Below are 12,477 nucleotides of genomic sequence, written 5' to 3'. Positions count from 1 at the left end.
ACGATGAAGGGGACCTTCGGGTCCGCGCCTTCGTCTTGATCCTGCCTAGGTCGCGATGTCGTTGACCGGCATCAGGGGCTTGGGAAGATCGGCCTCGCCGAGCCCGCTGCGCAACTCGATCTCGATGTCGCGGCATATCTGCGAGATCGGGACGTCGTTGGCGTTGCCCTCGAACGGGTTGGCGCTGCTTTCGCCGACCTGGTCGAGGGACATGTAGGCCCAGCCCAGCAGCGTGCTGAACGGGATCGTCAACCAGATCGCGATCGACCCGAGCGCCCCACCCAATTTGCCCATATCGGCAAAGACGGGAACGACCCCGAACGGCAACAGCGTGCAGAAGATCATCACGAACATCGAACTGACGATGGCGTATTGCCGAGGATAGGGATTGTTCTTGATGCGATCGCAGCGCGCCTGCTGGTCATGGAAGTCGCGGATCAGCTTGGTCAGTTCGCCATAGATCTGAGGAGGGAGCTTTGTGTCCTTGAACAGCGCATTGACCTGGTCAGATTGCCGTTCGAGCAGGGCGATCGCCGGCTGGGGCGATTTCAGGACGTCCTCGGCCTGTTCGGCGAGCAGCGGACGCAATTCGTCGGCGATCGAGCTCGCATCCTCATGGATGCGGTAGCGCCGCCGGTATTCGATATTGGCGGCCCGCGCCATGGATTCCCATGGCATCGGCCGGCGCAGGGAAAAACGCAATGCCGTCATCCAGGCGATGTGGCGATAGATGAGCTGTCTGGCCGTCGGCGCGTCGAGGAAATCCCTGCAGAAATTGGACCACAACCGGCTGCTGGCCGTAATTTGCGTAAAAGCCTGCAGCGCGTCGCTGCTGCGGGTGAACACCTGCGAATTCTTGAACCCGGCAACGAGTGACACGGTGGTGCCAAGCACCAGCACCACCGACCATGGCACCGAAAACCCGGCGATGCCTGGAAGACGGTAGGCCGCCACGGCCAGTCCGCTCACCACCACCATGTAGATGACGCTGCGCCGCGACCAGAGCGCGAAATCCACTATTTTGTAGGAACGGCCTACATACATCGGGTCCCCTCAAATCGACAGGTGTGGTTTTGCACGGGCGGAATCTCGTCACCTCATTGTGCCTTTGCAGCCCCGAACCGCAACCCGTCCATCAACAGCTTGACCAGCCGGCGCGAGCGGTCGCGCCATTCGGGGGTGTCGGGCGCTGAATAGATGCCGCCCAGCGCGTGCAGCACATCGGAAGCGTCGACGTCGCCGCGGATGGTGCCGTCGGCCACCGCCGCCTCGACCAGCTGCCGCAAGGCTTGCGACACCCGGCCGAACGTGTCGGAAAACAGCGTCGAATTGGTGGTGAGCACAATGCGCAGGCTGGTCGCCAGGCCGCGCTTGGTGGCGATGTAGTCGACGAAGCGCTGCATCCACTGTTCCAGCGCGACATCGGACGGATGTTTCTGGGCAAGCTCGCCGGCGGCCGCGCACAGCGCCTCCACCTCGCGGCGATAGACCACCTCGACCAGATGCTCGCGCGTCGGGAAATGCCGGTAGAGCGTGCCGATGCCGACGCCGGCGCGGCGCGCGATCTCCTCCAGCGAGCCATCGATGCCGCGCTCGGCAAAGACCGACACCGCCACCTCGACCAGCCGGTCGCGGTTGCGCCGCGCATCGGCGCGCAACGGCTTTGCGTCTACGGCCTCGGCCTTCTGTTCAGCAATGGCGGACGGCTCGCTGGCCAATTTTTTCTCCACATCGTGTCAGGGGGCTTGAACCCGGCCGGTTCAGCCACCACGTATTAAACGGAGGCGCCTCCGTTTTAGTGGAGCACCTTTATCATATAATCAGGGGAACCGGTATGTCACGTCTTTCGAACACGCAAGCCGACATCTCCCCTGCCCGCCTGTCTCGCGGGAGATCCGCTGCCATCTCCGCTTTCGCCGTCAAGACCTGACCGAACGGTTACCTTGCCCTTCCGCGGCAAGGCACCAGTTCAATCCCATCCGCGTCAAGCAACTGGAGCCAGACGCCCATGACCAGCCTTCCCATCACCCTCACCATCAACGGCCACCGACACGAACTGGAGGTCGATCCACGCGTAACCCTGCTCGACCTGCTGCGCGAGCGGCTCGATCTCACCGGCACCAAGAAGGGCTGCGACCGCGGCCAGTGCGGCGCCTGCACGGTGCTGGTCGACGGCAAGCGCATCAACTCATGCCTGGCGCTGGCGGTCAGCCATGACGGCGCCCAAGTCTTGACCATCGAAGGCGTCGCCCACGGCGAGGAACTGCATCCGGTGCAGGCCGCCTTCATCGCCCATGACGGCTTCCAGTGCGGGTTCTGCACACCCGGCCAGATCATGAGCACGCTCGGCCTGATCGCCGAGGCACAGGCCGGCGACGATCCCGAACGCATCCGTGAGGGGCTGAGCGGCAACATATGCCGCTGCGCGGCCTATGGCGGCATCGTCGAGGCGGTCCTGGAAGCCCAGCAACAGCTTGTCAAAGCCGACCGGAGGACCGCGGCATGAGAGATTTCGACTACATCAGGCCCGCCACCATCCCCGACGCCATCGCCGCGGCAGCCGAGCCGGGTTCGGCCTATCTCGCCGGCGGCACCAATCTGCTCGACCTGATGAAAGGCGGCATCACCAGTCCCGAGCGCATCGTCGACATTTCCCGGCTGCCGGAGCTCAACCGCATCGAACGGCTGGACGATGGTGGCCTGCGCATCGGCGCGCTGGTCCGTAATGCCGACCTTGCCTACGATCCGGCGTTCGCGAAATCCTATCCGGCGGTGGCCGAGGCGCTGCTGTCGGGTGCTTCGGCGCAGCTTCGCAACGCCGCCACCGTCGGCGGAAATCTGTTGCAGCGCACGCGCTGCAGCTATTTCTACGACACCGCCAGCGCCTGCAACAGGCGCGAGCCAGGCGCCGGCTGCGATGCGCTGGGCGGCGAGAACCGCCTGCACGCCGTGCTAGGCTGGAGCGACGCCTGCATCGCCACCCACCCGTCGGACTTCTGCGTGCCGCTGGTGGCGCTCGACGCCGTGGTCGAGATCGAGGGCAAGAAGGGTCGGCGCCATGTGACGCTGGAGGAATTCCACCGGCTTCCCGGCGAAACGCCGCAGCGGGAGAATGCGCTGGAGCCCGGCGACCTGATCGTGGCGGTGCGCCTGCCGGCGGAGGCGGCCTCCTTCTCCGCCAATGCCCGTTACCTGAAAGTCCGCGAACGCACCTCTTATGCTTTTGCCGTCGTATCGGCCGCGGCAGCGCTCGTCGTCGATGGCGGCAAGATCCGCGCCGCAAGGCTGGCACTGGGCGGCGTCGCGGCCAAGCCGTGGCGAGCCCGAACGGCGGAAGCCGTCCTGCTTGGCGCGGACGCCAGCGAGGCGACCTTGGCGAGCGCCGCGGACGCTGCCTTGGCCGATGCCAGCCCCTCCGGCGACAATGCCTTCAAGATCGAGCTTGCCCGCCGCATCGTGGTCAGGGCGCTGATATCTGCGCTTTCGGGAACGCCCGAGCGTCTGCCAGCCCTTCCTGCCTCCCCGTTCTCGAACATTCCCGGAGCGCGCCATGACGCTTGAACTCAGCCTCAACCAGCAACCCGCCCATGCCCGGCAGGGCTCCAGCATCGGCCAGCCGCTGACCCGCCGCGACGGCTTTCTGAAAGTCACCGGAGCCGCGCGCTATGCCGCCGACAACCACCCGCCCGGCATGCTCTACGCCGTGCTGGCGGTCAGCAGCATCGCACGCGGCCGCGTTGCCGCTCTGGATGTCGAGGCGGCAAAGGCGCACCAGGGCGTGGTCGAGGTGATGACGCCCAAGAACCGGCCGGCGCTCGCCGCTGACCCGGACGCCAAGGACCACCCCTTCATGTTCCGGCTCGACCTGCTGCAGAACGATCAGGTCCGCTACCCCAACCAGAGCATCGCCGTGGTGATCGCCGAAACGCTGGAGGCGGCGACCGAGGGGGCGGCGCTGCTGTCGCCGCGCTACGAAGTGCTGCCGGCGCGCGTTGGCCTCGACGGCGCTGAAAGCTTCGTGCCGCGTGGTGTCGGTGTCGGCGGTCCGGCCGTGCAGCACAAGGGCGATGTCGAGGCCGGCCTCAAATCCGCAAAGACGCGGATCGAAGCCACCTACGAGACGCCGGCCCAGTACCACAACGCCATGGAGCCGCATGCGATCGTCGTCGCCTGGGATGGCGACACACTGTCGATCGACACGCCGAGCCAGGGCCTTGCCATGGCGCAGGGCCGCATCGCCGGCCTGTTCGGCATCGCGCCGGAAAACGTCCACATCCGCAGCCCGTTCCTGGGTGGCGGCTTTGGCTCGAAAGGCATGATCTCCGGGCCGCAGGTGCTCGGCATTCTGGCGGCGCGCCTCGTCGGCCGTCCGGTCAAGCTGGTGCTGCGGCGTGAGCAGATGTACGGCCCGGTCGGCCACCGTGCACCGACGCGCCAGACGCTGCGCATGGGCATGGATGGCGAAGGGCGGCTGACGGCACTCGACCATCACGCCAAGACTGCGTCGAGCACGTTCGACGATTTCTTCGAACCGGCCGCGGACGCCTCGCACACGCTCTATGCCAGCCCGGCCATCGCCACCTCGCACGATGCGGTGCGGTTGGACACCGGTACGCCGCTGTTCATGCGGGCGCCCGGCGAAGCGACCGGCTCGATCGCGCTGGAGAGCGCCATCGACGAGGCGGCTCACGCCTGTGGCATGGACCCGCTGGAATTCCGGCTGCGGAACTATGCCGAGGTCGAGCCGATGACCGGCAAGCCGTTTTCCTCCAAGGCGCTGCGCGAATGCTACAGGCAAGCGGCCGAGACGTTCGGCTGGGCAAGCCGCCCGCTTCAGCCGCGGCTGATGCGCGACGCGGACGGTTTCCTGACCGGCTGGGGCATGGGCACGGCGACGTTTCCGGCCCTGATGTTCCAGGCCGAGGCCCGCGCCGTGCTGAGAAGCGATGGCAGCGGCCTGATGGAGACCGGCGCGCAGGACATGGGGCAAGGCGCCTGGACCGCCTTCGCCCAGATCGCCGCCGACGGACTGGGACTGGATATCGACCAGGTCGATTTCAGGGCCGGCAGTTCCGGTCTGCCCAATGCAGGCATTGCCGGCGGCTCCGGCCACACGGCGACGGCCGGCATGGCGATCCACAATGCGGGTGCCGCCGTCATCGCCAGGCTCGCCGATCTCGCCACCGGTGACGAGCACTCACCGCTCTACGGCGCCGGCAATGAAGGCGTGCTGGCGCGCGGTGGCCGCCTCTATCGGCGCGACGATGAAAGCCGCGGTGAAAGCTATGCCGAGATCCTCACACGTGCAGGCCTGACCGAGATCGAGGGCCATGGCAAAGGTGCCCCCGACCCGGCGTCCCAGGAGACCTATGCCAAGCACGCGCATGGCGCCGTGTTCGCCGAGGTGAAGGTCGATCCGGATTTCGGCCAGATCCGCGTCACAAGGCTGGTCGGCGCGTTCGCCGCCGGCCGGGTTATCAATCCCAGGCTGGTGCGCAGCCAGTATTATGGCGGCATGATCTGGGGCGTCTCGTTCGCACTGCATGAGGAAGCCATCACCGACCGGCGCTCGGGCCGGATCCAGAATGCCAACCTCGCCGAATATCATGTCCCGGTGAATGCCGACGTTCCGTCGGTCGAGGCGCTGCTGGTCCACGAGGACGACCCTCACGTCAACGCGCTTGGCATCAAGGGTGTCGGCGAAATCGGCATCACCGGCACGGCCGGCGCCGTCGCCAATGCGGTCTGGCATGCGACCGGGGTGCGACCCCGGCGCTTTCCGATCCGCATCGAGGACCTGCTGGGGTGAGGAGTGGTCCGCCTAGCGGACGGGAAGCCAATTGCTTGGCTTTCCCGTGCGACGAACGGTGAAGGCCCGGTCCGCCTTCGGGCGGATCAAAAGGTCCAGTGGGCCTTTTTAAAGGGCCGAACGCCCGAACGGTCCGGAGCGACAGCGAAGGGCCGGACAGCGGGCGCTAGCTCCTCGCCGGCCCAACATCAGATCAACGACTTCGCGTCAAGCAACTGGAGCCAGATGCCCATGACGAAAACAACGATCCCGGTCCATCTCGACATCAACGGCGACCTTCACGGGCTCGACATCGAGCCGCGTGTGACGCTGCTCGACGCCTTGCGCGACCGGCTCGGCCTGACCGGCACCAAGAAGGGCTGCGACCACGGCCAGTGTGGCGCCTGCACCGTGCATATCGACGGCGAGCGCGTGCTGGCCTGCCTGACGCTGGCCGCCCAAGCCGAAGGCCGCACCGTCACCACCATAGAGGGGCTTGCACGGGAGGGCGAAATGCATCCCGTGCAGGCTGCCTTCCTCGAACAGGACGCCTTCCAGTGCGGCTATTGCACGCCGGGCCAGATCATGTCGGCGGTCGCCTGCATCCGTGAGGGCCATGCCGGCTCCGACGGCGAGATCCGCGAATACATGGCCGGCAATCTCTGCCGCTGCGGCGCCTATCCGCACATCGTCGCCGCCATTCGCCAAGCCGCCTTGGAGGTCCAGTCATGAGGGACTTTTCCTATTTTCGCTCCAGCTCGGTCGATGCGGCACGCCAGGCGGCCGCCCTGCCCGGCGCCATGCTCTTGGCCGGCGGCACCACGCTGGTCGATCTCGCCAAATGCGGCGTCGCCGAGCCCGAGACGCTGGTCGACATCGCTCATCTCAAGGGGTTGGACAGCATCGAGGTGAACGAACGCGGCGCCACCATCGGCGCGCTGGCCAGGATGAGCCACGTCGCCGACCATGCCGACATCAAGAGCCGCTTTCCTGCGGTGTCGGAAGCCCTGTGGCAGGCGGCTTCCGCGCAGATCCGCAACATGGCGACCATCGGCGGCAATCTGATGCAGCGCACGCGCTGCCCCTATTTCCGTGATCCCGGGAATTTCTCCGCTTGCAACAAGCGGGAACCCGGCAGTGGCTGTTCGGCCATAGGCGGCGTCACCAGGGGCCACGCCGTGCTCGGCGCCAGCGACGCCTGCATCGCCATGTATCCAGGCGACCTCGCCGTGGCGCTGGTCGCCTTCGACGCAACAGTTCATCTCGGCGAGCGCCAGATCCCGGTCGACGACTTTTTCCTGCTGCCCGGCACCACGCCGGACAGGGAACACGCGATCGAACCGGGCGAGATGATCACCGCCATCGAGATCCCCGGCTCGTCCTCTGCCCGGCGTTCGACCTACCTGAAAATCCGCGACCGGCAATCCTATGAGTTTGCCGCCGCCAGTGCCGCTGTCGGCATTGAGTTCGAGGCTGACGGCCGAACGATCCGCGATTTGCGCGTGGCGCTTGGCGGCGTCGCGACCAAGCCGTGGCGTGCGCGGGCCGTCGAGGCGGCCTTGATAGGCAAGGTGCTGGAGCCGGACACCGTGCGCGCCGCCAGCCTGCTCGCAGTCGAAGGCGCCGTCGACCATGGCGCCAACCACTACAAGATCGAACTGGTGCCGCGCGTCGTCGCCCGCGCCATCCTCAAATTGGGAGAGACGGCATGACCGTTCACAACATCAGGCATGGGGATGCATCCGACGGCGCTTTTGCCGAAGCCGTCGGCGGCCGGCTGTCGCGCGTCGACGGCCCGGCCAAAATCACCGGCGCGGCGAAATACGCCGTCGAGCAGCAGCTCGAAGGCCTCGCCTACGCCGTGCTGGTCGGGAGCACGATTGCATCGGGCAAGGTGCTCGCGATCGACACCAAGGCAGCCGAGGCCGCTCCCGGCATGCTGCAGGTGCTGACGCCGGACACCATCATCAGCCTGAGGACCGCGGCGGACTGGTTCGGCACGCCGCCGCCCGACAAGCCCTATTGCCCGCTCGCGCGCGACATCACCTTCTCGGGTCAGTATGTCGCGGCGATCGTTGCGGAAACCTTCGAACAGGCGGTGGCGGCGGCGGCCCTGGTCAAGGTCAGCTATGACGAGACGTCTACCATCGTCGACCTCAGCGACGCCAAGGCCGGCGACGGCATCCCGATCGACGCCATGACCAAGGAATGGGGCGATGCGCAAGGTGCGTTCGCCTCGGCACCGGTCCGCATCTGCGCCGCCTATAACACGCCGCGCGAATACCAGGCGCCGATGGAGCCGCATGGCCTGATCGCCCGCTGGGAGGGCGACAAGCTCACCGTGTGGGAGCCAAGCCAGTGGCTGGATGGCATGGCGCGCACCTATGCCGAATGGTTCGACGTGCCGTTCGAGAACGTGCGGCTGGTCTCGCCCTATATTGGCGGCGGCTTCGGCTCCAAGGCACTGGCGCTCAGCCATGGCGCGGTGGCCGCATGTGCGGCCAGAATGCTCGGCCGGCCGGTGCGGCTGGTGATGACGCGGCCCCAGACCTTCACCGGTTACGGTGGTCGCGCCGCGACGCGGCAGACGGTGACGATCGGCGCCGACGCTGACGGAAAGATCCAGTCGATCGTGCATCGCGGCGTCAATGAGACCTCCATCGACGGCATGTGGGTCGAGCCGCTGGGATCGGTCACCTCGATCATGTATGCGACGCCGAATTTCTCCTCGAAGCAGAATGTCGTGCGGGTCAATTCGGTGGTGCCGGGCGCCATGCGCGCACCGGGCGAAAACCCCTCGGCCTTCGGCATCGAAAGCGCCATCGACGAGCTCGCTTACGAGGTCGGCATCGATCCGCTGGAAATCCGGCTCCGGAACTATGCCGAGCAGGATCCGCATGCCAAAAAGGCTTGGTCTACCCGGCAGTTGCGCGAGGCTTTTGCCGCAGGTGCGGAGCGCTTCGGCTGGGCCAGGCGCTCGCCCGAACCGCGCTCGATGCGCGACGGCACCCAATTGATCGGCTGGGGCGTCGCGGCCGGCACCTATCCGGTCCGGCGCGCCTATGGCGAGGCGATGGTGCGTATCCTGGCCGACGGCTCGGTCGAGGTCGAAAGCTCGTCGATCGACATGGGTCAAGGAACCTACACCATCCTGGCGCAGACCGCCGCCGAAACGGTCGGCGTGCGAGCTGACGACGTGGTGGTGAAACTCGGCGACTCCCGCTTTCCGCGCGCCGGCGTCACCGGCGGCTCGCGGCTGGCCGGCGTCATGACTGGCGCCGTCTACAAGGCGGCGACATCGGCGCTCGACCTGTTGGTGGGCCTTGCCATCAGCGATCCGCGCTCGCCCTTCCACACGCTGCAGGCCAACACGCTGGTCGTCGCCAATGGCCGTATCACTTCGCCGCGTGACGACGGCCCCGATGTCTCGATCGCCGAACTGCTCAAAAGCGTCGGCCGCGACCACATCGAAGCCACCGGCGACACCATGCCGGAAAACTCGACGCCAGAGGAGCGCTACAAGAACTACACCACCATCGCCATGGCGCTGCCGCACACCGAGGGCGACTATTCCCGCCACTCCTGGTGCGCGCATTTCATCGAGGTGCGCGTCGACGAGGACTTCGGCACGGTGCGTGTATCGCGTGTGGTGTCGGCGCTGGATTCGGGGCGGCTCTACAACCCGAAACTTGCCGAAAGCCAATGGAAGGGCGGCATCATCATGGGCATCGGCCAGGCGCTATTGGAAGAAGGCATCGTCGACCGCCGCCACGGCCGCATCGTCAATGACAACCTCGCCGACTATCTCGTGCCGACCAATGCCGACATCCCCGACATCGAGGTGATCTCGGTCGGCATCCCCGACCTGCATTCCTCGGTGCTCGGCGGCAAGGGCGTTGGCGAACTGGCCATTGTCGGCGTGGCGCCGGCGATTGCCAACGCGGTGTTCCATGCGACGGGAAAACGCGTGCGGGATTTGCCGATCACGCTGGAGAAGCTGATTTAAGGGCGGTGGCCGATCTCCCCCTTGAGGGTCCCCTTGTGGGGAGGCCAGGCCGCAGCTTCGGGCGGTGGTGCTCCCTCCACACTTTCACCTTCAGCACTCGCGCAACCATCAAGGGTAAGACCATGAGCGACATCCATTTTGGCACCGGTAAAATGCCCCCTGAAAACATTACCCCCTCAGCATCGCCGACTGGCTGTGCCTTGCCGCGGCCATAGCCGAAATCGAGGCCCGCCACGCGATCCGAAAACCGCTGACCCGCACGACGAGCCGTGACTTCCTTATGCAGGTTTTCTGCTCCGTTGCTGCTCAAAGCCCAAATCGGCAAGACCGCGCTCCACGAAGCCCTCAAAGCCGAAAAATTAGCCACATCCACCGTCAAACCGAAATGGGTTCTTCTGGTGACTCCATGGCTAACCAGCTAACCCGACGCTACCCATCGCGGGTGCTATCATATTGATCTCGGTCAACGGACGGCGGGTACGCGATGCGCGGCCACAGGAGCGGCCGCGCATGACGGGATTATCCGCTTAAGCCGCGGTTTCGGCGCCGGCCTCGCTTTGCGCGGCATAGTGCGCAAATGTCGCCTTGAAGCGGCCGTTGATGTATTCGCCCGACGTGATCGGGGGGTACTTCGCAGGATGATCCTCATCAACGCAACTGGGAAGCACCTCGATCACGGCATCATAGTTTGGACCGAAGAAGAACGGGATCGAATAGCGTTCTTTGCCGGAACGGTTCACCGCGCGGTGGACGGTCGAGGCGAAAAGGTCATTGGTCCAACGCGCCATCTGATCTCCCACATTGACGACGAAGCAGCCGGGGACGGGATCGGCCGCAATCCACTCGCCTGTTGCATTCAGTACCTGCAAGGCTGAAATACCATCCTTCTGGGCCAGGATCGTGAAGCACTCATAGTCCGAATGCGCCCCAATGCCGATCTGTCGGTCATCGATCTCGCCAAACTGCGGTGGATAGTGGAGCACCCGCAAAGTTGCGAGCGGCTTGCCGACCAGCAGGTCGAAATATGTCTCCTCCAACCCCAGAGCCAGAGCAAAGGCATGGAGCAGGTGGCCACTCAGCGTCAGCATCTCGGCATGGTAGGCTTCCAGTGCCGTTCGGAACTCCGGCCTGCCCGCTGGCCACTGGTTGGGACCGTAGAGTACTTTGCCGGCCTTCACGTCCGGATCGTCGGCTGGCACATCCAACGCAATATCATAGGATTCGTGCAGGTCTCCGCGCGCGGTCGGATCCGTATTCTCTTCCAATATTGCCGCATAACCGCGATTATTCTTTGAATTGGAAACGTGATTCTCCATCTTCACGTCGTCGGATTCGGCGAAATACACCTCCGCCACCTCAAACGTGGCATCGATGACATCCTTCGGAACGTGATGGTTCTTGATATAGAGGAAGCCGACTTCCGTGCAGGCCTCGCGCAGTTCCTGGGCGAGCTTTCGCTTGGCCGCCTCGTCGCCTGTGAACATGGGCTCGAGATCAATGATCGGGATCTTGTCGAAGCTGACACGCTGCGGGTCGAGCCCTCCCCCTTTCATTGCACGCGCGCCGTTGCCGGTTTCAAGGACCTTCATTTTTCTGTTCCCTTTTCTTGCTGGCTTGCATCGAAAATTGTTTCGACGTAGTAGCGCGGCCCCGTGAAAACGAAGCCGGGCGAGAAGTAGCGGCCGCAGACATCCATGAACGCGGTCATCTTACGCGACGGAGCGTGCGGGCGCGATATGCGGATGCTGACCCGCTTTTCCGCGGACTCCCATGTGTCGAGCAACGGAATGAGGTGGCCGCGTTCACACTCGATCGTGGTGAAGAAGTGCGGTAGATAGGCAATGCCCTCGCCCGCAACGGCGAAGTACTTGATAGTCCAGTATTCGTTGGCGATCAGGTTGCTGCGCGGCAAGATACTTTCCTGCGCGGTACCTTTCTGTAGCCGCCAGTGCTGCAGGCCCGCCGAGGTGCGATAGACAATGCCCTGGTGTTCCGCCAAATCGGCGGGTTTTCGTGGCATCCCGGCACGCTCGACATAACTCTTGCTGGCAAAGAGTGCGAATTTTGCGGTGGAGAGCGTTTCGCCGCCTTCGATACCTTCGTCCCATGAAATCACGGCGTCGAGCATATCGAGGCTCTCCGGCGCGTAGAGAACGTGCGGCGAAAAGAAGGTGAGTTCAATTTCCACCTTGGGGTAGAGCTTTCTGAACGCCATGAGCATCTGCGTGTAGTAGGCCGTGCCGAACTCCCCCGTGGCGCCGATCCGCAAGGTTCCGGTCACGTCGTCGCTCAGTTCCGTCACGGCGGCCCGCGCCGTATCGCAGCTTTGCAGTATCTGCCGCGCGTGCCCGAGCAGGGTTTGCCCTGCCTCCGTGAGCAACAGGACACGGCCGGAGCGCTCGAACAGAGCGACCTTCAGATCGTCTTCAAGCTGCTTGAGCCGAAGACTGAGCGTGGATTTGGGCAGGCCGTACAACTTCGCCGCGGCGGACAATGACCGCAGTTCCGCGATTTTTACAAATGATGCCAGAGCATCGGTGTTCATTTGATCGTTCACATTTCTGTGCAAAATGCCCAAAAAATGAGCATGATTATTTTTGTTGCATGAACGAACGTAATCGGCTGTTATGCACTGCACAAGAGCCAATTCGCTTTTGCCAAATCAAAAAAGACGCTCCGGCGG

Annotated in this window: 10 protein-coding genes; 6 read left to right on the top strand and 4 right to left on the bottom strand. The window is 64.6% G+C overall.

All coding sequences use genetic code 11. The annotated features are described in order from the left end of the window. Window positions 1-45 precede the first annotated feature (45 nt). Both NP945_RS15515 and NP945_RS15510 read right to left on the bottom strand, forming a co-directional pair. Entirely contained in the window at window positions 46-1,044 is a 999-nt protein-coding gene (locus tag NP945_RS15515) for a bestrophin family protein (RefSeq protein ID WP_256746847.1), read from the bottom strand. A gap of 53 nt (window positions 1,045-1,097) precedes the next feature. After that, on the bottom strand, window positions 1,098-1,718 hold the full coding sequence (locus tag NP945_RS15510) for a TetR/AcrR family transcriptional regulator (RefSeq protein ID WP_127327753.1): 621 nt from the start codon (window positions 1,716-1,718) through the stop codon (window positions 1,098-1,100). Between the two features lie 290 nt (window positions 1,719-2,008). Here NP945_RS15510 and NP945_RS15505 point away from each other — a divergent pair, with 290 nt between their 5' ends. From NP945_RS15505 to NP945_RS15480, 6 genes are all read left to right on the top strand, one after another. Next, on the top strand, window positions 2,009-2,506 hold the full coding sequence (locus tag NP945_RS15505; RefSeq protein WP_127322359.1) for a (2Fe-2S)-binding protein: 498 nt from the start codon (window positions 2,009-2,011) through the stop codon (window positions 2,504-2,506). Further along, window positions 2,503-3,561: a xanthine dehydrogenase family protein subunit M gene (locus NP945_RS15500; protein WP_256746846.1), complete on the top strand. Its 1,059-nt coding sequence runs from the start codon at window positions 2,503-2,505 to the stop codon at window positions 3,559-3,561. The genes NP945_RS15505 and NP945_RS15500 overlap by 4 nt, the downstream gene beginning before the upstream one ends. Next, complete coding sequence (locus NP945_RS15495) at window positions 3,551-5,809, top strand: xanthine dehydrogenase family protein molybdopterin-binding subunit (RefSeq protein ID WP_256746845.1); 2,259 nt, start codon at window positions 3,551-3,553, stop codon at window positions 5,807-5,809. The genes NP945_RS15500 and NP945_RS15495 overlap by 11 nt, the downstream gene beginning before the upstream one ends. A gap of 231 nt (window positions 5,810-6,040) precedes the next feature. Beyond that, complete coding sequence (locus tag NP945_RS15490; protein ID WP_256746844.1) at window positions 6,041-6,520, top strand: (2Fe-2S)-binding protein; 480 nt, start codon at window positions 6,041-6,043, stop codon at window positions 6,518-6,520. Continuing rightward, window positions 6,517-7,500 (top strand): xanthine dehydrogenase family protein subunit M, encoded by a 984-nt coding sequence (locus tag NP945_RS15485; RefSeq protein WP_256746843.1) that lies wholly within the window; start codon window positions 6,517-6,519, stop codon window positions 7,498-7,500. Before NP945_RS15490 ends, NP945_RS15485 begins: the two co-directional genes overlap by 4 nt. After that, complete coding sequence (locus NP945_RS15480) at window positions 7,497-9,794, top strand: xanthine dehydrogenase family protein molybdopterin-binding subunit (protein ID WP_256746842.1); 2,298 nt, start codon at window positions 7,497-7,499, stop codon at window positions 9,792-9,794. The genes NP945_RS15485 and NP945_RS15480 overlap by 4 nt, the downstream gene beginning before the upstream one ends. Window positions 9,795-10,321: 527 nt before the next feature. On the opposite strand, the gene NP945_RS15475 is transcribed toward NP945_RS15480, so the two are convergent. Continuing rightward, complete coding sequence (locus NP945_RS15475; protein ID WP_256746841.1) at window positions 10,322-11,383, bottom strand: isopenicillin N synthase family oxygenase; 1,062 nt, start codon at window positions 11,381-11,383, stop codon at window positions 10,322-10,324. Next, window positions 11,380-12,339 (bottom strand): LysR family transcriptional regulator, encoded by a 960-nt coding sequence (locus NP945_RS15470; RefSeq protein ID WP_127268795.1) that lies wholly within the window; start codon window positions 12,337-12,339, stop codon window positions 11,380-11,382. The genes NP945_RS15475 and NP945_RS15470 overlap by 4 nt, the downstream gene beginning before the upstream one ends. Window positions 12,340-12,477 lie beyond the last annotated feature (138 nt).

The sequence above is a fragment of the Mesorhizobium sp. LMG17149 genome, from assembly GCF_024518695.1.
Taxonomy (GTDB): Bacteria; Pseudomonadota; Alphaproteobacteria; order Rhizobiales; family Rhizobiaceae; genus Mesorhizobium.
This window is presented reverse-complemented; position numbering and strand designations above follow the sequence as displayed.

Excerpts from the sequence above, each read along its gene's own strand:
- NP945_RS15475 (WP_256746841.1), bottom strand. The coding sequence starts at position 11,383 with ATGAAGGTCCTTGAAACCGGCAACGGCGCGCGTGCAATGAAAGGGGGA.
- NP945_RS15490 (WP_256746844.1), top strand. The coding sequence starts at position 6,041 with ATGACGAAAACAACGATCCCGGTCCATCTCGACATCAACGGCGACCTT.
- NP945_RS15500 (WP_256746846.1), top strand. The coding sequence starts at position 2,503 with ATGAGAGATTTCGACTACATCAGGCCCGCCACCATCCCCGACGCCATC.
- NP945_RS15515 (WP_256746847.1), bottom strand. The coding sequence starts at position 1,044 with ATGTATGTAGGCCGTTCCTACAAAATAGTGGATTTCGCGCTCTGGTCG.
- NP945_RS15470 (WP_127268795.1), bottom strand. The coding sequence starts at position 12,339 with ATGAACACCGATGCTCTGGCATCATTTGTAAAAATCGCGGAACTGCGG.
- NP945_RS15480 (WP_256746842.1), top strand. The coding sequence starts at position 7,497 with ATGACCGTTCACAACATCAGGCATGGGGATGCATCCGACGGCGCTTTT.
- NP945_RS15505 (WP_127322359.1), top strand. The coding sequence starts at position 2,009 with ATGACCAGCCTTCCCATCACCCTCACCATCAACGGCCACCGACACGAA.
- NP945_RS15495 (WP_256746845.1), top strand. The coding sequence starts at position 3,551 with ATGACGCTTGAACTCAGCCTCAACCAGCAACCCGCCCATGCCCGGCAG.
- NP945_RS15485 (WP_256746843.1), top strand. The coding sequence starts at position 6,517 with ATGAGGGACTTTTCCTATTTTCGCTCCAGCTCGGTCGATGCGGCACGC.